Origin of the sequence: Flavivirga eckloniae (assembly GCF_002886045.1) — a bacterium.
Classification (GTDB): domain Bacteria; phylum Bacteroidota; class Bacteroidia; order Flavobacteriales; family Flavobacteriaceae; genus Flavivirga; species Flavivirga eckloniae.
On the sequence record NZ_CP025791.1, the window covers coordinates 3,553,471 to 3,577,369 of the forward strand.

Below are 23,899 nucleotides of genomic sequence, written 5' to 3' on the forward strand. Positions count from 1 at the left end.
AAAGTAAATTCAAAATAAGTAAGCCTCAGGCATATATAATAACAACGTTTTAACTTTCAACATTGTTATAATAAGTTTAAATTTGCGGTTTTAAAAGAGACCTGCTAAGCCGCAAAGCCTGATAATTAAGCTTTGCTTTTTTACGCTTTAGCGAGAAAAAATTAGTTTATGAAATACAATTTCAACGAAATAGAAGCCAAATGGCAAAAATATTGGGCAGAAAACCAAACATTTAAAGCTGAAAATCCTACCCTGAGCGGAGCGGAGGGGAAAAGTGAAAAACCAAAATATTATGTTTTGGATATGTTCCCTTATCCTAGTGGTGCAGGCTTACATGTTGGACACCCATTAGGGTATATCGCTTCTGATATTTATGCACGTTATAAACGCCATAAAGGTTTTAATGTATTGCATCCACAAGGGTACGATAGTTTTGGTTTGCCGGCAGAGCAATATGCTATACAAACCGGGCAGCACCCAGCTATAACCACTGCTGATAATATAAAAACATATCGTAGGCAGTTGGATCAAATAGGTTTTTCGTTCGATTGGTCTCGTGAAGTTAGAACCTCAGATCCAAGTTACTATAAATGGACCCAATGGGTTTTTATTCAATTATTCGAATCTTGGTATAATAATGCCACGAATAAGGCCGAAGCTATTTCAGATTTAATCCAGATTTTCGAAACAGAAGGCAATAGTAATGTTAATGCAGCTTGCGATGATAACGTTGAAATATTCTCGGCAGAAACCTGGAAGGGATTCACTTCAGAAAAACAACAAGAAATATTATTACAATATAGACTTACTTATTTAGCCGAAACGGAGGTAAATTGGTGCCCAGCTTTGGGAACTGTTTTGGCGAATGATGAGATAGTAAACGGTGTATCCGAGCGAGGTGGACATCCTGTTATTCGTAAAAAAATGACCCAATGGAGTATGCGAATTTCTGCTTATGCAGAACGTCTACTTCAAGGATTAGATACTATTGATTGGACAGATTCTTTAAAAGAAAGCCAACGTAACTGGATTGGAAAGTCTGTTGGCGCATCTGTTATTTTTAATGTATTACCTAATGTCACCCTGAACGCAGTCGAAGGGTCTCACAAAATAGAAGTCTTTACAACCCGTCCCGATACCATCTTTGGGGTGTCATTTATGACACTCGCACCAGAACATGAACTTGTATCACAAATAACAACACCAGAACAAAAAGAAAATGTTGAGGCTTATATATTAGCTACTGCAAAACGTAGTGAGCGTGATAGAATGGCTGATGTAAAAAACATTTCGGGTGTGTTTACTGGTGCTTATGCAGAACATCCGTTTACAAAAGAACCTATTCCAATCTGGATTGGCGATTACGTATTAGCTGGTTATGGTACCGGAGCTGTTATGGCAGTACCTTGTGGTGACCAACGTGATTACGATTTTGCGAAACATTTCAATATTCCGATTCCAAATATTTTTGAAGGTATAGATATTTCTGAAGAAGCCTTTGCAGATAAAGAAAAAACAATCATAGCCAATAGTGATTTCATTAATGGCATGAACTATAAAAAAGCAACCAAGCGTGTTATTTTCGAGCTGGAGCAACTAGGACAGGGAGAAGGGAAAACCAATTACCGATTACGTGATGCCGTATTTAGCAGACAACGTTATTGGGGAGAACCATTTCCAGTATATTACGTAAATGGAATGCCGCAAATGATTGCTAAAGAGCATTTACCAATTAAATTACCAGAAGTTGAAAAATATTTGCCAACCGAAACAGGCGAGCCACCATTAGGAAATGCTACGGTTTGGGCTTGGGATGTTAATCAATGTTTGGTAGTCGGTAATGAGTTAATTGATAATGAAACGGTCTTTCCGTTGGAGTTGAACACGATGCCAGGATGGGCAGGAAGTTCACAGTATTTTAATCGTTATATGGATCCTGATAATGATGATGAAATTTTCTCGAAGGAAGCTATCGATTATTGGCAACAAGTCGATTTATATATAGGAGGAAGTGAGCATGCTACAGGACACTTACTATACTCCCGTTTTTGGCAAAAGTTTATGTTCGATAAAGGGTTTGTTCCTTATGATGAATTTGCTAAAAAATTGATTAATCAGGGAATGATTTTGGGGACGAGTGCTTTTGTGTATCGTGTAGAAGGTGAGAATAAATTCATTTCAAAGGAACTAGTTGGAGAGACAAAGGTTCAGCCAATCCATGCGGATGTATCTTTTGTAAATAGTTCAGACGAACTAGATATCGAAGCTTTTAAGAATTGGAGAGAAGAATTTAAGGATGCTGAATTTATTTGTGAAGAAGATGGTACTTATAAGGTAGGGCGCGATGTAGAAAAAATGTCAAAGTCTAAATATAACGTAGTCAATCCAGACCAAATTTGTGAAAGATACGGCGCAGATAGTTTGCGTTTATACGAAATGTTCTTAGGGCCTTTAGAGCAATATAAGCCTTGGAACACTGCTGGTATTACTGGAGTACATTCTTTCCTGAAAAAACTTTGGAAACTTTACCACCAAGGAGAAAACGGAGCTTTTCACGTAACGAGTTCCCCTCCTTCGGAGGGGTTAGGGGAGGCTTTAAAAACGCTTCATAAAACCATTAAGAAAGTAGAAGAAGATATTGAGAATTTCTCATTCAACACATCGGTATCTACGTTTATGATAGCAGTAAACGAGTTAACAGCTCAAAAGTGTACAAATAAAGATATACTAGAACCGTTATTAGTTTTAGTTTCGCCATATGCACCACACATTGCTGAGGAATTATGGAGTCAATTAGGACATAGCGAATCTATCTCAACAGCAGAATTCCCTAAGTTTGATAAAAGCCATTTAGTAGAAAGCAGTAAAAACTATCCAATATCATTTAATGGGAAAATGCGTTTTACAATGGAGTTACCGTTGGATATGAGTAAGGGTGATATTGAAGCGGCTGTTATGGCATATGAAAAAACACAAGAACAATTAGAAGGGAGAACCCCTAAAAAGGTGATCGTAGTTCCGGGGAAAATAGTTAATATTGTTAGTTAATATGATTTTTTAAGACCAATGGGATTAAAAAGTTATTATTATGATTGAAGCAGGAATTATTTCTAAAATAAGTCATCAGGATTTCGATACAACCTATCAAAAGTTAAAAAGTGTTATTGAGAACAATCCAAACCTAAAAATTATAGCAGAGTTAAATCATCAAGCCAATGCTTCATCTGTGGGTTTAGACTTAAACCCGACCCGAATTATTATGTTTGGAAACCCTAATTTGGGAACACCATTAATGCAAAATGCTCAAACCATGGGTTTAGATTTGCCACAAAAAATATTGGTTTATCAAAATGCAGAAGGTGTTGTAAACATATCGTATAATAACCCTATATATTTAAGAGATAGGCACAATATTACAAATCAGGAAAATATCTTAAATAAGATAGCAGCTGCATTAGATAAAATTACAGATGCCGCCATAATATGAAAGTTTACTCATTTAATATTAAATGAGTATCGTAGCGAAGTCGAAACGAGGTACGAATAAAATATCATATCTTGTATGTAAGGGGCTTTAGGAATGGAAGAGTTTGTTTTCTTCTAAAAGGTATAAAATGAATTACATAGAAATTATTGGTTTTACAGCAGCAGTTTTAACAACAATTGCTTTTTTGCCACAGGTATATAAAACATGGAAAACCAAAGATGTTTCTAGTTTATCCTTACCAATGTTGCTTATCTTTTTTGTTGGAGTTTTTGCATGGCTAATTTATGGCTTTCTAAAAAACAGTCCACCAATGATTTTTGCAAACAGTATCACCATAGTATCTGCCTTTTTATTGGTGTATTATAAAATAAAATATGGTAAGAAATGAGAATGGAACTTCTGTGTTAGTCGAGCTATTCAATGGCATATTTATATTTCATTCTTTTTGCATATTATATAACAAAATTTCTATTCCTTTATTTTCCAGACCTGTCAGGTTTTAAAACCTGACAGGTCTAAGTAGCTTTACAAATCATTTTGATTTGCTAATCGTTTATTCAATATATAATGTATGTTTAATAATTTGTAAACATAGTTTACTTATATGTGTATAGTTTAATTTGTGTTGTTCTTGATTAAATATAAACTTGGTAATTTCAGAGTGTAATCATGACCCTAAATTTTCAATTTAGTAAAATGAACTTGCCTATTTACTAAATTCATAAAAGTGACTATTAGGCGTATAAAATTTCTACTATTCGTCGTACTTTGGTTCTGTCTATTAAACTAAAATTATTACTATGAAAATTGGTGTTCCAAAGGAAATTAAGAACAACGAGAGCCGCGTAGGAATGACTCCCGCAGGTGTTTTTGAACTAACTAAAAACAATCACACAGTTTATGTACAAACCGATGCTGGTTTTGGAAGTGGTTTTTTTAATAAAGACTACGAAGAAGCTGGAGCCATTATTTTAAATTCTATCGAAGATGTTTATGCCGCATCAGATATGATAGTAAAAGTAAAAGAGCCTATTGAAGAAGAGTATACGCTTATAAAACCAGATCAGGTCGTGTTTACGTATTTTCATTTTGCTTCTAGCGAAACACTCACAAGAGCTATGATTAACAGCAAGTCTATTTGTATAGCTTACGAAACCGTTGAAGAAAAAGATGGGTCTTTACCGTTATTAGTCCCTATGTCTGAAGTTGCAGGAAGAATGTCTATACAACAAGGTGCAAAATATTTGGAAAAACCAATCAAAGGTCGTGGTGTGTTGCTGGGAGGTGTTCCAGGAGTACCACCAGGAAAAGTGCTTGTTCTTGGTGCTGGTATAGTAGGCATGCAAGCCGCAAAGATGGCTGCTGGTTTGGGCGCACATGTTACTATTATGGATATTAACATGAAACAATTACGATATGTAAACGATGTGATGCCTAACCATGTTGTTACCGAATTTTCCAGTGAATACAATATTAGAAAACGCATTAAAGAAGCCGATTTAATAATCGGGGGTGTTTTAATTAAAGGTGCTAAAGCCCCTAAATTAATAACCAAGGATATGCTTAAAGACATGCGACCAGGAACTGTAATAGTAGATGTGGCAGTAGATCAAGGAGGTTGCTTTGAAACTACAAAAGCAACAACCCATGAAAACCCTACCTATATTATTGACGATGTAGTACATTATTGTGTTGCCAATATGCCGGGCGCCGTTCCATATACTTCTACAGTGGCATTAACCAACGTAACGTTGCCGTACGTACTTAGGTTGGCAAATCAAGGTTGGGTAAAAGCTTGCGAAACAGATACTACCTTGTCTAAAGGGCTAAATATTGTAAAAGGAAGAGTCGTATACAAAGAAATCGCAGAAGCCTTTAATTGGGAAACAGAAATATCTTAATACTGACAAACTTTCAGACCGCTAAATTGGCGCTATTTTTGCTATCTTTATTTATAATTTAAAATGAAGAGACAATGTTAGGATATTATATATTAATAGGAGCTATAGCCTTAGTGAGTTGGTTGGTGAGCAGTACCTTAAAGCGAAAATTTGAAAAGTATTCGAAAGTCCAATTGCGTAATGGGATGAGCGGAGCCGAGATTGCCGAAAAAATGTTGGCAGATCATGGCATTAGAGATGTTGAGGTTATTTCAACTCCGGGACGTTTAACCGATCATTACAATCCAAAAAATAAAACGGTTAATCTAAGCGAAGCAGTATATCATCAACGTAATGCAGCCGCAGCTGCTGTTGCAGCCCACGAATGTGGTCATGCTGTACAACATGCAAAAGCTTATAGTTGGTTGCAAATGCGTTCTGCCTTAGTACCAGTTGTAAGTGTATCTTCAGGAATGTCACAATGGTTAATCATTGGTGGATTAGTACTAGGTGGTGCTGCAGGAGTAGGTTTAGGCTGGTGGGCGGCCGCTGCTGGAGTGGTGCTTATGGGCTTTGCAACATTATTTAGTTTTATAACCTTACCTGTAGAATATGATGCTAGCAATAGAGCTTTAGCTTGGTTGAAAAATAAAAATATAGTATCTCAGGAAGAATACGCCGGATCGGAAGATGCACTTAAATGGGCAGCCAGAACCTATTTAGTTGCTGCTATTGGAGCATTGGCAACCTTATTGTATTGGGCGCTTCAAGTATTTGGAGGACGAGACTAAAAACAATATTATAAATTATTTTGGGCTGTCTGAAAAGTAGAATAAAATGACTTTTCGGATAGCTCTTTTATTTTTTACTGTATCAATCACTATTTAAAATGAATAACCCCATATCATACTACAAGCAGCATTTAGAAATATATAAATCTGAAGCCCAAAGATTATACAAACGTATGACAGCTCTAAGTATGTTAAGGCTTTCAGTATTTTTAATAACCGGGCTAGGAATTTACTTTACGTTTCAATATTGGCAAGTGGCAGTAGCTATAGCAGTTATTGGAATTGGGGTATTTGTTTATTTATTATCAAAATATACCGATGTAAAGTCACAACGAAACTTCAATAAAGCTTTAGTCGTAATAAATGAAGAAGAAATCGAAATAGCTTCTGGCGATTTTCATGAAAGAGATAAAGGCTTACAGTTTCAAGACCCTGGTCATTTTTATTGCTTGGACATTGATTTGTTCGGGAGGGGATCCTTTTTTCAATTTGTAAACAGAACAACTGTTAACGAAGGCACTCAAAAGCTAGCGGATGCTTTAAAGGCAAATGATATCAACAGTATTAAATCACGACAAGACGCTATAAAAGAATTGAGTTCCAAACCAGAATGGAGGCAGTATTATTCGGCAACATCGAGCTTGGTAGAGGTAGAAACACCAGCTAAAAGTATTATAAGTTGGTTGCAAAACTATAAATCCTTTTTGCCAAAAGTCATGCAGTGGTTGCCAATAGCTTTTGTTATTGGCTCTGTGATACTATTTGGGTTGATAGTTTTTAAATTAACTCATCCAGAGTCTATTGGATATTGGTTGCTTTTAGGGCTTGGTATTACGGGAATCTATGTTAAAAAAACAAATGCATTATCATCAAATACAGATAGAGTTAAAGATACATTTCGTCAATACGCACAGTTATTAAATTTAATAGAAAACGAAACCTTCACTTCAGAATTATTACAACAAAAGCAAAAACAGATTCAATCAGATTCAGAAAAAGCATCCCATATTTTTAAAAGACTTTCAAAGTCTTTAGACGCTTTAGATAATAGAAACAATATTATAGGTGCCATTTTTGGTAATGGATTGTTTTTAACAGATGTAAAGAATAGCTACAATATCGAAAAATGGATTGAACAATATGCCAATAAAGTAGCGGACTGGTTTGAGGTTGTCTCATTTTTTGATGCCTATAATTCTTTAGGTAACTTTACATTTAACCATCCAGACTTTATATTCCCAGAAATACAGGACAAAGGAACGGTTATAAAAGCGACCAATTTAGGGCATCCTTTATTAGATAAAAGTAAACGTGTAGATAGCGATCTAATAATAGAAAACGAACAATTTTTTATTGTAACCGGAGCAAACATGGCAGGAAAGAGTACTTTTCTACGTACGGTGTCTTTACATATTGTTATGGCTAATGTTGGGTTGCCGATTTGTGCTGAAACAAGTCAATATACACCAGTTAAGTTAATTACCAGTATGCGAACAACAGATTCTTTAACAGATGATAGTTCGTATTTCTTCTCAGAATTAACACGTTTAAAGTACATCGTTGATGCTATTAAAGAAGAACCCTATTTCATAGTTCTAGATGAAATTTTAAAAGGTACAAATAGCACTGATAAAGCTATAGGTTCCAGAAAGTTTGTTGAAAAACTGGTAGCTTCAAATGCTACAGGAATTATTGCTACACACGACTTAAGCTTATGCGAAATCGAACAGGAGCTAGAGGACGTAAAGAACTATTACTTTGACGCCGAAATTATTAATGATGAGCTTCACTTTGATTATAAACTAAAAGTGGGAGTTTGCCAAAATATGAATGCTTCCTTCCTTTTAAAGAAGATGGATATTGTTTAAACAAATTAGTCCAAATTTTATAAATAATCCTCGACAAGCCCGGATTGACATAATAGTCATTAATTATCTATATAATTAAAGGTTACCTGTCTTACTCAACTTGTCGAAGGATAATAGGTAGAAATTATTTAAATATCTAATGTTTTTTTAAGATAACTTCGGACTAAGCGTAATTTGAAAAACAAGAGTTTACAAAACATGAAAGCTATATTTTATATTAAAGAAAAATATAAAGTTTAACCATTTAAAGCTCCTTCCCTAGCCAAGGGAAGGTGGCATTAATTCTTTTTCGAATTAATGTCGGAAGGGTTTTGTTTCATTTCATTTTTAATTGTTGAAACCATTTTAACAGCATCCCCATCATCAGGATTTAAACTCAGCACTTTATAGAAATTCTTTAACGCTTCAGTATAATTTTTGCTTGCAAAATAAGCCTCCCCCAAACTGTCGTACGTATTCGATTTATAAGGGAAAATTTTAGTATTTAAGTCAAAAACATATAAAACCTTTTCAATTTCCCCGGCACTCAAAAGCACATAGCCATAGGTGTTTAGCTCCCTGCTGCCTTTTACCAACTCTGCGAATTTGGATACCAATACAGATTCATCAAGCTTTAAGTTGTCTATTGTTTTAGAGTTGAGTAAATCATCCATCTGACTAACCACTCTATAATTTGGAGTGTATTTTTTATTAGAAACGATCTTAAAAATATCACGTTCTAAAGTTTCTTTTGGAAATTCTACAATTCTATTAACCTCTTTACCGTCTTTATAAAAAATAAATGTTGGAACCCGATGAATGTTCAAGCCTTTTTCTTCGCCATTAGGGCTTTGTTTATAAGCATTCCTAGTTTTGTTAACAGCAATAACTTTTAGTTGATTTTCTGGAAAATTAGCAGCATCTAAAACTTTATAGAAGTTTGGAACTTCTCGTTTGCTATCACCACACCAAGTGCCTAAAAAAACTTTGATTTCATATGAATGTAACAAACTTTTAAAGCCTTTCACAACTTTTTTATTAACTAGATAATCGTCGTAATTTTTAGAAAACCACTGATTAAAACTGTTTTTCGCGAGCCCTTTTCTGTTTATTTCGCCAAGTAAAAGCTCATTTCCGTTTTTATCTGTAGTAAGGTTGTTCAATGTTTGGGAAACCCCAAAATGTAGATTAAGTAAAATGATTAAAAGGGTAACTGTTCGTTTCATGATTTTGATTGTTTTATGTTAAAAGTATAATGCAATACCATGCAATTCCAGTAATTTGGACAGCTTACTTAATAAACCATGCGAACGATTGTAGTTTTCTTGCAAACTACATTTTTGACGTTTGTAACCACAAAGCCGGTTTTTGTACATATTCTTTGATAGTTATCTCTTTTCTATTTACTTTTCATAATCATATGACTTTTGTAAAAAAACATACCTCACAAATTTTGGTACACATCCTATTTTGGATGCTATTTGTATTTGTATCGTTGTTTTTGTTTTCAGATTTTTATTGGAAAGAAAACCCTTTTCTTCAATACCTAGCGCTATTGGTTATTATTGTATACGGAAACAACTTCCTGTTACTCCCCTTTTTTGTTAGAAAGAAGATGTACATACTTTACACTTTTGTATTTGCTGTTATTTCATTTCTGGCTACCCAGTTATACTGCTATACTTTCGCTAAATGCGGATGCACTATTTTTAAATGCTTGAGCGACTACTTGTGGCAATCGTTAGTGCCGTTGATTTTCTTTTCTTTTATATGGGTGTTATACCGTTTTATTGATAAAGAAAACGAAGTTGAGGCCATTAAAAAAGAACATGCAGAAATGGAACTTAAATTTTTAAAATCGCAGATAAATCCACATGTACTGTTTAATAATTTAAATACGATTTATTCCTATTCATTAGAAAAACCAAACGAAGTTCCAGAGATGATTTTAATGCTGTCGGATAACTTAAAACATGTACTGTACGAGAGCAATTCTAAAACAATTTCCTTAGAAAAGGAGGTTCATTTTATAGATAACTATATGAAGTTTCAAAAGTTAAGAACAGAAGGAACTAAACATGTTGATTATAAAAAGGATATAGATTCATATAATTATCAAATAGCACCATTGCTTTTAATCACCATTATAGAAAATGCTTTTAAACATAGCACATTGCATAGTGATGTATCTATTACTATTAAAGTAGAAAAAGGTGTTTTAGAGTGTATTTGCGAAAATGATTATGATGAAGAAAAAGTAAGTACCACCGATTTTAGAATTGGTTTACAAAATTTAGAGAAAAGATTGGAACTTATTTATAAAGACCATTATGAGTTTAGAATAGATAAGAACGATAAATTTAAAGTGTATTTAAAGCTTAATTTCTAATACTATCTGGTCGAGCGCAATCGAGACCTTCATGGTTTAAGTCTTTGACTGTGATCGACCAGACTAATTGATATGTAAACAATGAATTGTATTATTATAGAAGACGAAATTCCAGCTCAAAAAGTGTTAAAGAGCTTTATTGGTAAAATGCCAAGTATTACTTTGGTAGATACTTTTAATGCTGCTATTGAAGCAAATTCATTTTTAAACAATAATACGGTTGATGTTGTTTTTCTGGATATCAATTTACCCGATATGTCCGGGTTGGATTTTATAAAAACGGTTAAAAACCCTCCGGCTATTATTATGACCACAGCCTACCCAGAGTATGCAGTAAACAGCTTTGAACTGGATACGATTGTTGACTATCTGGTAAAACCTTTTTCCTTCGATCGTTTTTTAAAAGCAGTTAACAAAGCAAAAGATAGAATAGAAATACCAGAAAACAATCAAGAAAACAGTAACGAGGAAACCATTTTTTTAAATGTAGATAAAACATTGCATAAACTTGTTTTGAGTTCTATAATGTATATAGAATCCGATCGAAATTATATAACCGTAGTAACCGAAACCCAAAAACTGTCCTATATAGATTCATTGAAAAACTGGATAGAAAAACTTTCCGACACCCAATTTATTCAAGTCCATAAATCTTATATTATAAATAGCAAATTTGTAGATAAGATCTCTGGAAATACCCTTTTTGTTAAGGCTCATAAAATACCTATTGGCAGAACATACAAACAGGAGCTTTTAAAGTTATTAGGCGTTTAAATTTTCAACAAATTATTTCAAATCATTTAATGTATAACCCCGGTGTAAGTCGGTAAGTTGCTATATTTACATGAGGTAACTATTGAAAATTGAGGCTATGACAATTAGGAAAGCTATAAAAGAAGATGTTTCAAAAATTGTAGAGCTATTAGCTCATGATGAGTTAGGCCGGAAAAGAGAAAATTTTCAAATACCTTTGCCTCCTGAATACATGGAGGCTTTTGAAGTAATCGATGCCGATGAAAATCAGGAATTAATGGTAGTAGAGGATGAAAAATCAGAAATTATCGGAACCATGCAACTTACATTTGTTCAATATATGTCTTATTGCGGTGGCTTGAGGGCTCAAATAGAATCTGTTCATTTAAAAGAAAGTCACAGAGGGATGGGGATTGGAAAAAAGATGTTTGAATGGACTATTAAAAGAGCGAAAAGCACATTTACTACAGTTAACTTCCGATAAAAAACGTCCTAGAGCTATTAAGTTTTATAATAACCTGGGGTTTGTGCCATCGCATGAAGGTATGAAAATGCATTTCGATTACAATTAATTGCTATTTAATAAGACTTTAAAATAAGATGTTCTATGCAACACACATCTAAACTCCCAAATGTAGGGACGACTATTTTTTCAACCATGAGCAAGTTGGCGAACGATCACCAAGCCATTAACCTATCGCAAGGATTCCCAGATTTTGGTGGTGACCAGAAATTAACCGATTTGGTCTGCAAAGCTATGAATTCCGGGTATAACCAATACGCGCCTATGGCAGGAAACTTAGAATTACGGGAAGCCATTGCTAAAAAAATAAACCTGTTATATGATACCGACTATCACCCTGAGAACGAAATAACTGTTACTGCGGGAGCAACCCAAGCTATTTTTACAATTATTACAACCTTTATAAATCCGGGTGATGAGGTTATTATCTTCAGACCGGCCTACGATAGTTACGAACCAGCCATTACGCTCAACGGCGGAAAAACAGTGTCCATCCAATTAAAAGCACCAAATTTTAGTGTAGATTGGGAAGAGGTAAAGTCGAAAGTGACTCATCGAACAAAAATGATTATTGTTAACACCCCACATAATCCTTCAGGCACTGTGTTTTCGAAGGAAGACATGATGCAATTAGAGGAAATTACTAATGATACTAATATTATTGTGTTAAGTGATGAGGTGTATGAGCATATGATTTTTGATGATGAAAAACACCAAAGCGCATGTTTGTTTCCAGGTTTAAAAGCCCGAAGCTTTGTAGTAGCTTCCTTTTGTAAAACATTCCATAATACAGGATGGCGAGTTGGCTATTGTTGTGCGCCAAAAACACTTATGGATGAGTTTATGAAAGTACATCAATTTAATGTGTTTTGTATCCATCATCCAACACAAAAAGGTATTGCCGATTATATGCAAGAGCCGAATCATTATTTAGGGTTGCCAGCCTTTTATCAGCAGAAAAGAGATTTATTTTTAAGCCTTATTAAAGATTCCCGATTTAAGTTTACAGCATCAAAGGGTACTTATTTTCAAGTGTTGGATTATTCGGAAATCACACAAGAATATGATCTTGATTTTGCAAAACGACTAACCATGGAATCTGGTATTGCATCTATTCCATTATCGGTTTTTAATAGTAACAATTTAGATAATAAAGTACTTCGATTTTGTTTTGCAAAAGAAGATGATACTTTAAAAAGAGCGGCAGATGTTTTGAATGGGATTTAAGTGACTTTTAATTGATATGTGGTCTAAAATCATATAACAATTTAAAAAAAAGGTCATGAAATTATTTGCAGTATTATTGTTTTTGGCGGCATCGTTAACCATACAAGCGCAAGAGGTTGTGTTTAATGGAGCTACTTATAAGGTTAAAGGAAAAACTATTTTAGAAAATAATGTAGACATAACAAGTAGGTTATCTGTTGAAGAAAAAATAGAAATTTTAGAGACTCTAAAAGAGCAGAAAGTTTTAGAAGCTGAACGTGTAAAGGCTGATAAAAACGCAAAAAAGGCAGAAAAAGCTTTTAAAAAGAAAGAAAAGGCACAATCTAATTTTGATAAAGCTAGTAGTAAATATAATAGGGCTGTGGCTAAATACGAAAGCTTAAAGAAAAGAGGTAGATTATCGCCAGTTAAAGAAATGAAATGGGTTGAAAAAGTTGAAAAACTAAAGTATAAAAGAGATAAATTTGAAGGTAAATTAAATAAATGCAAGATCAACTTAAAATAGCATTAATTCAATCGGATTTAATTTGGGAAAACCCAAAACAGAATCTTGAAAATTTTTCTGAAAAGATAAAAAACATTTCGGAAGCGGTTGATTTAATTGTGCTTCCGGAAATGTTTACAACAGGGTTTACCATGAATGCCGAAAATGTAGCAGAAACTATGGATGGAAATACTGTAGCATGGATGAAATCTACAGCATCACAGTTTAATACTGCCATGGTTGGGAGTTTTGTGGTTTTAGAGGATAATAATTATTACAACAGGTTACTTTTTGTAGAACCGTCTGGAACTATTCAGCACTATGATAAACGACATACTTTTACATTGGTAGGTGAGGATAAAGTTTATACGGCAGGCACTAAAAAACTGATTGTAGATTATAAAGGTTGGAAAATCTGTCCGTTAATTTGCTACGATTTACGTTTTCCCGTTTGGGCAAGAAACACGCAGGATTATGATGTGTTGTTATATGTTGCCAACTGGCCCAAACCAAGAGTATCTGCCTGGGATGCTTTACTAAAAGCTCGGGCTATTGAGAATATGAGTTATTGTATTGGTGTAAATCGCGTTGGAATTGATGGTGTTAATAGTGAGTATTCAGGACATTCTGCAGTATACGATGTTTTGGGTAATACGATTACGTCTATAGAACCCGCTAAGGAACAAATAGAAGTAGTTACATTAGAAAAAAAACATGTACAGGCCTACAGAAATAAGCTAAAGTTTTTAGACGATAGAGACGACTTTACTCTGGAGTAAATTGAAGTGTCTCAGAAAGCCCCCAATCGGCCCTAATTTCTATTTCTTGAAAATGACTAACATTTTCTGGTTGTATCTTTTTAAGATAGTTACCTGCGTCGTATTGCCCATTTCCATTAGCATCGTGTATAACGCGAATAAAATAGATTTTAGGATTTAGGTTTTGAAAATCTAAAGGCTCGTCATTTTCTACAAACTGTTCGAATTCTACCTTACCGTCTTTGTCTGTTAATTGAACAATTAGAGGATATTCAGCATTTACCAATGTAAAACGGGCATAACCATACTCAGATTCTTTTTTCGTTTTAAAAGAAAGGTTTAAAGTATCATTCGTATCGTCAAAAAAGTCTATAAAAGCTTCCGGAAATATTTGCATATTATAGGCGAAATCTTCTTTTTTGTTAAAATTGAAAGAATACGTATTTGCAATGGTATCAAATTCGGTAGTAAAATCTACCTGAATGGAATCCTGATCGATTAATGTGATTTTAGAAGCATCTAAGCTAATTAGAGGCGTGCTACCAGAAATTTTAACAGGTTCTTTATAACGAATAATACCATTTGGAGCCGACATAATTATTAAGGTGTCTCTTTTTTGCTTGCTAATTCTTACCGTAAAATCCTTTTCGAAAGTAGGATGCGTTACATTAAAAAGGAGCGAGTCCACTTCAAGTTTTGGTTTGTACCAAAAGTTAAGACTATCTGCTTTTGGATCCTTTGTTATACGGTATTCAAATTCCGAAGGTACATCAGATAGTAAGTTAATAGCCATGCCTCTGTAATCACTTTCATATCCAAAAGCAATTTTTTCACCAGATATTAATCGAGGTTTGGTGGCTCTATAATCTAACGTTTCATTAAATAGTTTTAGGGTATAAAGTGAGTCTGTAGGGACATTGATAAAGTCTTTATAAAAAGCTATTTGGTCTGACTTTTGTTGAAATTTATTATCGCCATTATTATCTTTTAAAGCGATAAGCATGTACTTGCCTTCTTTAAGGTTTTCAATAGAAAATGTGGTAAGACTATCTAATGTGTTGGTAATGTATTTAGGAGTTTCTTTATAAATAATCGAATCGTGAAACGTAGAATCAACTTCATATAAAGCTACCGAAACAAAAGTTTCCGGTTGAGTTTTCAAGGCATCTACAATATTACCATTTACACTAAGGGAATCAATATAATCACCAGTTGATAGCACATACCTGTAGTACGGAAACGGGTTGCCTTCATTATTGTCGGTAATACTATTTCCGAAGTTAAAGGCATACGTGGTATTGGGTTCTAGCGTATCGTGAATTTTAATGGTAATATATTTGCTTGCACCCCCAATAGGCGTAATTTCCGGTTGTGTACTCATTGGAGGCGAAATAATAAGCTGCTTTTGTAAGTCCTTAATTTTAACATATTCGTCAAAATAAACTTTTATTTCCTTACCTTTAAAATTGGTTGAATAATTCCCTGGAAGAGACCTAATAATAACAGGAGGATCTTCATCTTTCGGGCCTCCACCGGGAGTTCCTCGGTTAGCACAGTTTATAAAAAATAAGCTTAAAAAAACTATTAAAATAAAATTTGAAAGCGTTTTATTCATTACCAATTTAAATTTAGCACAAACCTACGTAATTTTGGAGATATAACGATCAATACCAATTCAACATTGTAGTAATGTGTGTAATTTGATTCTTTTTTATCAACTTAAATAATTTCAACCGAAAATTGGAAGCCTTAAAAGTAATTAAAGCTTATCTTGTCAGGTTGAGCTTGTTGAAACCGATATTGATCATTGGTCAATTATATTTCGATGAGTTCAATATAGGTAAGATGTAATTTACTTTGAGACCAGTCAGGTTTTCAAAACCTGACTGGTCTGTGTAGAGAACAAAGGTGTAAACGATTTATTGGAAAGTTAAACATATTTCTATAAAGCCCGAGGGTAGTCGAAGTACTCAATATGGTTTACATTTTACTTTTCAGGCTACTTGCTTATTAAGCTATTGCCATAGTAGCAATACTTATTTTTACGTTTTTCGCCTGATTTAATACTGCAATACAGGCTTCTAGTGTAGCGCCTGTGGTAATAATGTCGTCTACCAGTAAGATATGTTTGTTTTTAATAGCATCAGAATTAACAAGCGTAAATAATTCATCACTATTATTCCAACGTGCTAAGCGGTTTTTATTGGCTTGCGATTTGGTGTTGGTTACTTTTAACAACACATCTTCTTTATAGTTAGCTTTTAAGTCTTTCGCAATTTGTTGACCGAATTTTGAAACCTGATTAAACCCTCTCTTTTTGAATTTCTTTTTATGAAGGGGCACGGGAATTACTAGATCAATAGAATTATAAGATTCGATGTTTTTTAATTCGCCTCCTAACCAATTTCCAAGAAACAAACCGATGTTTTCATAACCTTTATACTTTAATCCGTGGATGAGTTGTTGAACGATCCCCTTTTTTTCATATCGCAAAAGTGCTGTACCGTTTTCAATTTTGGCTCGTACGTAAAGAACTTTTGTAACCGTATCATCATTATTAAAATGGAAATTTGTAATAGGGAGGTTGTGTCTGCAATCTGTGCAGATGGTCTTTTCATTGTCATTCAGTAGATTATGGCATGCGTAGCATACTTTTGGGAAGAATAGGTTGATTATTGAGCTGAGCATTATTAGTAAAGCCTTTTTGTAAATGCAAATAACATACGTACGAATACTACCTTAAACTGTTAGCCCATTTGTAAGAATCCATTATTGTCGTTCTACTGAAATATTTAAAAGTTTGGGGAGGTGAAAAATCAGGAATAAAGTCTTTTATTTCCTTCAATGTGATTTTGTCTTTAAACCTTCTGAAGCAATCAATTTTTAACCCAATAGCCTTTTCTCTGCCTAAATAATAATCAAAATATCGTTTCTCATCAATCCCTAAGATTTCCGAATAATTATTCCAAATTTCTTTAGGTGTGGAATCTATGACTTCTTTTATTTTACAAATGCCAACAACTGCTTTTTCAGGCATTGTGTTGTATATAATAATTATATCGTCATTATCAATTTTGGGTGATGATTTTCGCAATTCTATTTTCTTTGAACCATTGAAAATACGATTAGAAAATTCTGGTTTTATGGATAAGACAATTATTTTGCTCATTGATTTGGTCTTCTGTTCCTAGTTTATAAATTTCATTGAAAATTTTACTGTTTACTTTTAAAGGAGAGGGAAAAGTGTTCTTTTTTCTTTCATTTTTTTGAAGCACTTCATTAATTCGTTGTAGGCTAACAGGATGCTTAAAAACCTCTGTATCACTAAACTCTAAAGCTTTTATGTCTGTGTTGATATCATTTTTAGCCAAACGATAAACATCTCCCCATTCATAAATACCGAGGTGCTTAAATTTATTAAATAAATCTTTTGGCTTACCAATATTTACACTTTCTAAATATGAACAAGCAATAATACTTCTTTCCCTCCCGTTTTGATTATTTGTTTTACTACTGGTGTACCATAGTATTCGAGCTGGAACTTTTTCTGATACGGGTTTTACGCTTCTATAATATACGTTCTCTCTATTCCATGATAACTCAGCTTTAGTTCCAAATAAACTCCCTTCTGTATGATAATCGAATAATTGACTAGCCCAAAAAGGTTTAATAGGTATTATATACGTCGGAATATCTAAATCTTCAAATTTTAAAGGGAATAATAATCGCTCCATTTGAAGCTTGTAATTTACTTCATTCTTCAAGAGTTCCTTCGTGATAATATTATTATCTAATACTTTTGATGTAATTACATTTTTATCAAAATAATCTTTAGAATTAAAAACACCTTTGTCAACTATTTTAACCCATTGGTTTAATTTTAACAAGAAACCATAGGATTCCAACTGCTCTTTTTGGAGTTCTGATAAGTATTCATTATTTATAATTAAGAAATTTTTAGCGCTGGATATTGTAAGATTTATTAAATCATTTATTAGTTGATTAAATAAGGTATTTGATAATTTTGAATTAGTAGTTCTTATAAATGATATAAAAACCTCATTAGTGTTTATTTTTCCACCCCAAACACCTAATTTAATTCCATTTATATCTTGAATAACCTTTATTTTACTATTTTTAATATCACTAGTTAAAGATGTAATTTTATCTCTAAAGTGGTGTTTTTTTTCACCTTTTGGAGTATTTAAAAATTTTTCGACTAACTCATCAATCTCTTTGGCTTCGATTGTTTTATAGTCATGTCTAACCCCAGCTAATCTTAAGGAATTATTGTTTAAAATTTCGATCTTCATATTACAAATATACAAAAACAATAATTTAGAAGGAAAATTCCTATATTTTGGATTTGTTCCATTTTAAGAAGTTTTGGTAACAACCTTAATTATAGCCAATCATTTATAATAAGCATTCAAAATACCCTCTTTATTTTCAATTAATTCTTTATAATCTTAAATGATTTGATTTCGTTCTAATTCAATAAGTTAATACAGGCATAGCATACCTTTGGAAAGAATAAATTAACTAATGAATAAATCATTTATTGTGAATAAATATTCATGTAAACTTAAATAAAAACTAAGAACTAAATTTTGGTCTAGAGAATATTTAGGAGCCTATCTTTTATTTATGAATTTGTGGTAATACAAACTAAAACTTATGATAAACTCCAACATTTAAAGCGGCTTGTTTAGCTACGTTGTTTCCAAAAAAAGCACCACCAAAACCAGCTGTTAAGCCAAATCTATCTGTAATTTCTCCAATACCTTTAAAACCATAAGCACCATAATCTTGGTCGTTTACATAGAAACCCGTGAAAGTGTTTTCTATGGGCAACACAATGTTTCCGTTTTTTAAAGATTTTACAATATCTACAAAACCAATTAACCAAATATGTTTGGTAATCTTATACCCTACTTCCCCGCCAACTTTAAAGTTAGAACTGTAATCATTGGTTCTAATGTTAGCGCCAATAAAACTTTGAATATAAGTTTTTTCAAAACTTTTCCCTGCTAAAAAAAGGGGTGTAAATGTAAATGCGTTATAACCTGTTCTAATTCCAGAAACATCGTCATAAGAGCCTGTATTTACTTCAATAGAAAATTGTCCGGAAAGTATCCAATCTTTTTTATAGAAGTTATGTTTAATACCTATTTCTAGATTCCCAAGTGCTGATTCATTAAAATCTTCAGAGCAATCTCCAGCACAATCAATCAGAGGGTTTTCAAAATCACTAATTGAGATTAACTTTAAAGGAACGTTTACAATCAAACTGGTTTTATCTGAAAAACCATATTCTCCATAAAATTGAATGGTATTATCTGTAATTTTTCCAGAAATAGTATAATCAGGGTCGCCGAAAAAAGTATCATAATTTGGTATAGTAGTAAATGAAAGTTGCATATAAAATTTGCCTTTTTTTTGTGTCCAGGGGCTTTGTGAAAATGCAGAAAGACCAATAAGCAAGGACAAAATTTTAATACTATTTTTTAGGAATTTTATTTTCATGAGGTTTTAGTTGTACAAACTTATAAAAACTAACAAATAATTGATTGTAACTTAACATTTTAAATCTGTAAAATCTCATAACATAAAAAACACTTTAAATATTGTTTTTTTGTAAAGAAACTCTCTTCAGTTCAAAGCGGTTTTTTATTTTTGCAGCATGGCAAATCAAGACGATCAATTTAAGAAGGTTATATCGCATGCAAAGGAATACGGATATGTATTTCAAAGTAGCGAAATATATGATGGATTAAGTGCAGTTTACGACTATGCACAGAACGGTGCAGAGTTAAAGAAAAACATCCGTGATTACTGGTGGAAAGCGATGGTACAAATGCATGAAAATATAGTGGGGATAGACGCCGCTATTTTTATGCATCCAACCACATGGAAGGCTTCAGGTCACGTGGATGCTTTTAACGATCCGTTGATCGATAACAAAGATTCCAAAAAAAGATACCGAGCCGATGTTTTGGTTGAGGACTATTGTGCTAAAATAGAAGCTAAAATAGATAAAGAAGTTGCTAAAGCAGCCAAGCGTTTTGGAGATGCATTTAACAAAGAAGAATTTGTTTCTACAAACGGACGTGTTTTAGGATATCAAGAAAAAATAAATACGATACTTTCTAGGTTAGCAAAGTCTTTAGAAAATGAAGATTTGGCTGATGTAAAAGCGCTTATTGAAGAGTTAGGAATCGCCGATCCGTTAACTGGAAGTAAAAACTGGACAGACGTTAAGCAGTTCAACCTTATGTTTGGAACCAAACTTGGTGCTTCTGCAGATTCTGCGATGGATTTATACTTACGTCCGGAAACAGCACAGGGTATTTTTGTAAACTTCCTGAATGTTCAGAAAACAGGGCGTATGAAAATTCCATTCGGAATTGCGCAAACAGGTAAAGCCTTTAGAAATGAAATTGTAGCAAGACAGTTTATTTTTAGAATGCGGGAGTTTGAACAAATGGAAATGCAGTTCTTTATAAAACCAGGAACTCAAAAAGAATGGTACGAGCATTGGAAAGAAACCAGATTAAAATGGCATTTATCATTGGGAATGGGAGAAGATAATTACCGCTTCCACGATCATGAAAAATTAGCGCATTATGCAGATGCAGCTGCTGATATTGAATTCAAGTTCCCATTCGGATTTAAAGAATTAGAAGGGATTCATTCGCGTACAGACTTCGATTTAAAAGCTCACGAAGAATACTCAGGAAAGAAATTACAGTATTTCGATCATGAAGATAACGCGAGTTACACGCCATACGTTTTAGAAACCTCCATTGGTTTAGATAGAATGTTTTTAGCCGTATTTTCAAATTCGTTACAAGAAGAAGAACTTGAAAACGGAACAACACGTACAGTTTTAAAATTGCCAAGTGTATTAGCGCCAGTAAAAGCAGCTATTTTACCATTGGTTAAAAAGGATGGTTTACCCGATATTGCCCGTAAGATTGTAGATGATTTAAAATGGGACTTCAACGTAATTTATGATGAAAAGGATGCTGTGGGAAGACGTTACAGAAGGCAAGATGCCAACGGAACACCATTTTGTATTACTGTAGATCATGATACTTTAGAAGATAATATGGTTACCATTCGTCATAGAGATACAATGGAACAACAACGTGTTAAAATAGAAGATTTAAGAGATATTATTAAACAAGAAGTAGATGTGCGTTCTTGGTTAATGAAGATGTAACAAATTCCTTTGAAAAAAGGAATCTCTGAAATTCTAAAAAGTAATAATCAAAACCCAATCATTTTAATGAATGATTGGGTTTTTGTCATTCAGAGCGTAGCGAACCTGCCTGCCGGCAGGCAAGGCTTCTGAATGACAAAGTGTTCCTTTGAAAAAAGGAATCTTATAAATTAAAATTCCGAACGTCCCGTTTGGGATTTTTTATCTTTATAAAACCTGTATCCCAAAGCAATTCCAACTTTACATGTGATATCATGGTTAAGTTTGTCATTATGCAAGATGTTCTTGCCAGAGCCAGGATTCACATTAACTCGACATAATATAGAATCCTTTAAATCTTTATTTGTCGATTAATTTGCTGATCTAAAGAAATGATAGATTCTGTTCTTAATACGCCTACAATTGTTTGAATTTTGTTGTTTAGTAATAGCATCAAATGACTATTATTGTAAGCCAACATTTTGATGAAGATATTCCAGTCGCCAGTAGTGTAATGGCATTCTAAAACTTCAGGAACTTTCTTTAAAGCTCTAATAACATCTTCCGTATTTACAGCCTTTTCAAGATAAATACCAACAAAGGTCATGGTTGAATAGCCTAAAACCTTAGGATCGATAATGAACTGAGAGCCAGAAATGAGCTTAGACTTTTCTAATTTCCGAAGACGTTGATGAATAGCAGCACCAGAAATACCAACATGTCTTGCAATTTCCAGAATAGGTGTTCGGGCATCGGTGGTTAAAGCACGTAGTATCTTTTTGTCGATACCATCTATTATTATAGGCTTGTTTTTAGACTTCATTAGTTGAATTTTAAAACATAAAAATAGCTATTTGATTTCAAATCGAAACTAAAAACGATATGAAGTATTTTAATCGAGCTTTTTAAGAGCAATCAAAATGTATTCGTTTAGTATAGCCCAACTGAAAGCATAAAAACAAAACTATGCTTAGTAATGACTATATCTGTTCAGAATGACGTCGAAGTGAGACCTGTCGGGTCTGGAGAATCAGAACTAATCTGAAACTATTGGACGTTGTTCAAAAAGAAGAAGGCAATTCGGAAGGGCTAGCTATCCTTATCTTTCAGTTTTCAGTCGGGTATCGATTGAGATAATTGTGAGCAATATTCGAATATCAATTATTCAAAGGGTTATACCCTAAATAAGGCACTTCGCGTTCATGAAAATAAACACCAAACGTTTTAAGTTCTTCTAAAATAGGCTCGTAAACCTCTTTACTAATAGGTATTTGAACACCAGGTGTTGTGATTTTTTTGTTAAGGATAGCAAGCGTTGCCATAGCAACCGGTAAACCTACTGTTTTGGCCATAGCTGTATAGGTTTGATCTTCGCCTAAAACAACCATATTCGAGTCGATTTGATGCTTTTTACCGTCTTTTTCGTAACCGAATTTATGATACATAACAATCATGTCTTTATCATCCGGATCAAGTGTCCAGCTATCCATAAGTATTTTTTGGAGTATTTGCGCTGGAGTTGCTTTTTTAAGACCTACCTTTTTTTCGGAGTTAAAAATATCGAGTTCTACAAGCTTGTCCCACACAATATCGTCTTGGTCTATTTTAAGTGCATGCCTTAATTTTAGTTCTACAGAATCAAACGGACTGTAGGTTAAAAAAGCATTTATAAAATCGCGATAGCTCATGTTTTCACTATCATCAATCGTATAACTGTCGTCTGTCATTCCCAGTATCACAAAAATATTCCACGCTCGACTAAAGCCAACACGTCTCATAGTACCTCTGTACAATGTTTTAACATGATCGAGCCCGTAAACACTTTGGTATTTAAGAGAATCTCTGTTAGCATACACTTCAAAACGTCCAAAACCATCAACATCTAAAAACTCAGTACGTCTAAATAAACGGTGATAAGGAATGTATTTATAAGTACCCTCCTGTAAAAACTTGGCAGCACCACCTTGCCCTGCCAGAACTACATTTCTGGGGTTCCATGTAAATTTATAATTCCATAGGTTGTTATCGCTTTCGGGAGCAACTAAACCACCAGTAAACGATTCAAATAAGATTATTTTCCCGCCATTATTACGTATGTTATCTAAAACCTGCATGGCACTCATATGGTCAATACCCGGATCGACACCAATTTCATTCATTAACACCAGACCCTTGGCTTTGGCTTCATCATTTAAAGCCTGCATTTCCGGACTCACATAAGAAGCCGTAACCATGTGTTTACCATACAAAACACAATCTTTAGCCACTTCTATATGAAAACGGGCAGGCAACATTGAAACTACTATGTCTGCATTTTTAATGGCATTGGTGCGTGATGTTTCATCAAAAATGTCCAACAATATGACTTCAGCATTTTTATGATTGCCAACCAGTTTTTTTGCCGCATTAAGGTTTACATCACCAACAGTAACAAAGAGGTTCTCTGATGTTGATTTATCTAACAAATATTTTAGAAGACTGGAAGCTGATTTACCGGAACCAATAACCAAAATTTTTCGCATAGTAATAATAGTTAATTAATTTTGTAACAACGAA

At 33.6% G+C, this 23,899-nt stretch carries 21 protein-coding genes; 13 read left to right on the forward strand and 8 right to left on the reverse strand.

Going from position 1 to position 23,899, the window contains the following annotated elements:
• The first annotated feature begins 168 nt into the window (after positions 1–168).
• The 6 genes from leuS (at position 169) to C1H87_RS14740 (ending at position 8,026) form a co-directional block, all read left to right on the forward strand.
• Positions 169–3,048 (forward strand): leucine--tRNA ligase, encoded by a 2,880-nt coding sequence (gene leuS, locus C1H87_RS14715; RefSeq protein WP_102756539.1) that lies wholly within the window; start codon positions 169–171, stop codon positions 3,046–3,048.
• 40 nt (positions 3,049–3,088) lie between these two features.
• Positions 3,089–3,487 (forward strand): DUF302 domain-containing protein, encoded by a 399-nt coding sequence (locus C1H87_RS14720; RefSeq protein WP_102756540.1) that lies wholly within the window; start codon positions 3,089–3,091, stop codon positions 3,485–3,487.
• Between the two features lie 127 nt (positions 3,488–3,614).
• Entirely contained in the window at positions 3,615–3,875 is a 261-nt protein-coding gene (locus C1H87_RS14725; RefSeq protein ID WP_102756541.1) for a SemiSWEET family sugar transporter, read from the forward strand.
• 412 nt (positions 3,876–4,287) lie between these two features.
• A complete protein-coding gene (gene ald, locus C1H87_RS14730; RefSeq protein WP_102756542.1) occupies positions 4,288–5,388 on the forward strand; it encodes an alanine dehydrogenase in 1,101 nt (366 codons plus the stop codon).
• A gap of 74 nt (positions 5,389–5,462) precedes the next feature.
• Positions 5,463–6,158 (forward strand): zinc metallopeptidase, encoded by a 696-nt coding sequence (locus C1H87_RS14735; RefSeq protein WP_102756543.1) that lies wholly within the window; start codon positions 5,463–5,465, stop codon positions 6,156–6,158.
• 98 nt (positions 6,159–6,256) lie between these two features.
• A complete protein-coding gene (locus C1H87_RS14740; RefSeq protein ID WP_102756544.1) occupies positions 6,257–8,026 on the forward strand; it encodes a MutS-related protein in 1,770 nt (589 codons plus the stop codon).
• A 278-nt stretch (positions 8,027–8,304) separates the two neighbouring features.
• Here C1H87_RS14740 and C1H87_RS14745 read toward each other — a convergent pair whose 3' ends face one another.
• Positions 8,305–9,231 (reverse strand): thioredoxin family protein, encoded by a 927-nt coding sequence (locus tag C1H87_RS14745; protein ID WP_102756545.1) that lies wholly within the window; start codon positions 9,229–9,231, stop codon positions 8,305–8,307.
• Between the two features lie 194 nt (positions 9,232–9,425).
• On the opposite strand from C1H87_RS14745, the gene C1H87_RS14750 reads away from it, so the two are divergent.
• The 6 genes from C1H87_RS14750 (at position 9,426) to C1H87_RS14775 (ending at position 14,160) form a co-directional block, all read left to right on the forward strand.
• On the forward strand, positions 9,426–10,394 hold the full coding sequence (locus C1H87_RS14750) for a sensor histidine kinase (RefSeq protein WP_233783155.1): 969 nt from the start codon (positions 9,426–9,428) through the stop codon (positions 10,392–10,394).
• Between the two features lie 81 nt (positions 10,395–10,475).
• Positions 10,476–11,168 carry a LytR/AlgR family response regulator transcription factor gene (locus tag C1H87_RS14755; protein ID WP_102756546.1) on the forward strand — a complete coding sequence of 231 codons (693 nt, stop codon included), beginning with the start codon at positions 10,476–10,478 and terminating at the stop codon, positions 11,166–11,168.
• Between the two features lie 97 nt (positions 11,169–11,265).
• The gene (locus C1H87_RS14760) at positions 11,266–11,631 is read left to right on the forward strand and encodes a GNAT family N-acetyltransferase (protein ID WP_233783157.1); all 366 of its coding nucleotides are present in this window, start codon (positions 11,266–11,268) and stop codon (positions 11,629–11,631) included.
• Between the two features lie 123 nt (positions 11,632–11,754).
• Positions 11,755–12,897 carry a methionine aminotransferase gene (locus tag C1H87_RS14765; protein WP_102756547.1) on the forward strand — a complete coding sequence of 381 codons (1,143 nt, stop codon included), beginning with the start codon at positions 11,755–11,757 and terminating at the stop codon, positions 12,895–12,897.
• Between the two features lie 55 nt (positions 12,898–12,952).
• On the forward strand, positions 12,953–13,402 hold the full coding sequence (locus tag C1H87_RS14770) for a hypothetical protein (protein ID WP_102756548.1): 450 nt from the start codon (positions 12,953–12,955) through the stop codon (positions 13,400–13,402).
• Positions 13,381–14,160: an amidohydrolase gene (locus C1H87_RS14775; protein ID WP_102756549.1), complete on the forward strand. Its 780-nt coding sequence runs from the start codon at positions 13,381–13,383 to the stop codon at positions 14,158–14,160. Before C1H87_RS14770 ends, C1H87_RS14775 begins: the two co-directional genes overlap by 22 nt.
• Here C1H87_RS14775 and C1H87_RS14780 read toward each other — a convergent pair.
• The 5 genes from C1H87_RS14780 to C1H87_RS14800 all read right to left on the reverse strand — a co-directional run bounded on the left by C1H87_RS14780 (position 14,147) and on the right by C1H87_RS14800 (position 19,665).
• On the reverse strand, positions 14,147–15,754 hold the full coding sequence (locus C1H87_RS14780; protein WP_102756550.1) for an Ig-like domain-containing protein: 1,608 nt from the start codon (positions 15,752–15,754) through the stop codon (positions 14,147–14,149). The two genes, C1H87_RS14775 and C1H87_RS14780, sit on opposite strands and share 14 nt — an antisense overlap.
• A gap of 395 nt (positions 15,755–16,149) precedes the next feature.
• Positions 16,150–16,827, reverse strand: coding sequence for a ComF family protein (locus tag C1H87_RS14785; protein WP_102756551.1), 678 nt, complete (start codon positions 16,825–16,827; stop codon positions 16,150–16,152).
• Positions 16,828–16,873: 46 nt separating this feature from the next.
• A complete protein-coding gene (locus tag C1H87_RS14790) occupies positions 16,874–17,308 on the reverse strand; it encodes an ASCH domain-containing protein (RefSeq protein WP_102756552.1) in 435 nt (144 codons plus the stop codon).
• On the reverse strand, positions 17,265–18,452 hold the full coding sequence (locus C1H87_RS14795) for a hypothetical protein (protein ID WP_102756553.1): 1,188 nt from the start codon (positions 18,450–18,452) through the stop codon (positions 17,265–17,267). Before C1H87_RS14795 ends, C1H87_RS14790 begins: the two co-directional genes overlap by 44 nt.
• A gap of 355 nt (positions 18,453–18,807) precedes the next feature.
• Positions 18,808–19,665 carry a hypothetical protein gene (locus tag C1H87_RS14800; protein WP_102756554.1) on the reverse strand — a complete coding sequence of 286 codons (858 nt, stop codon included), beginning with the start codon at positions 19,663–19,665 and terminating at the stop codon, positions 18,808–18,810.
• A 157-nt stretch (positions 19,666–19,822) separates the two neighbouring features.
• Here C1H87_RS14800 and C1H87_RS14805 point away from each other — a divergent pair, with 157 nt between their 5' ends.
• Positions 19,823–21,364: a glycine--tRNA ligase gene (locus C1H87_RS14805; protein ID WP_102756555.1), complete on the forward strand. Its 1,542-nt coding sequence runs from the start codon at positions 19,823–19,825 to the stop codon at positions 21,362–21,364.
• 331 nt (positions 21,365–21,695) lie between these two features.
• Here the strand turns inward: C1H87_RS14805 and C1H87_RS14810 are convergent, their stop codons facing one another.
• Complete coding sequence (locus C1H87_RS14810) at positions 21,696–22,166, reverse strand: Lrp/AsnC family transcriptional regulator (protein ID WP_102756556.1); 471 nt, start codon at positions 22,164–22,166, stop codon at positions 21,696–21,698.
• 334 nt (positions 22,167–22,500) lie between these two features.
• Positions 22,501–23,865 (reverse strand): saccharopine dehydrogenase family protein, encoded by a 1,365-nt coding sequence (locus C1H87_RS14815; protein ID WP_102756557.1) that lies wholly within the window; start codon positions 23,863–23,865, stop codon positions 22,501–22,503.
• Positions 23,866–23,899 lie beyond the last annotated feature (34 nt).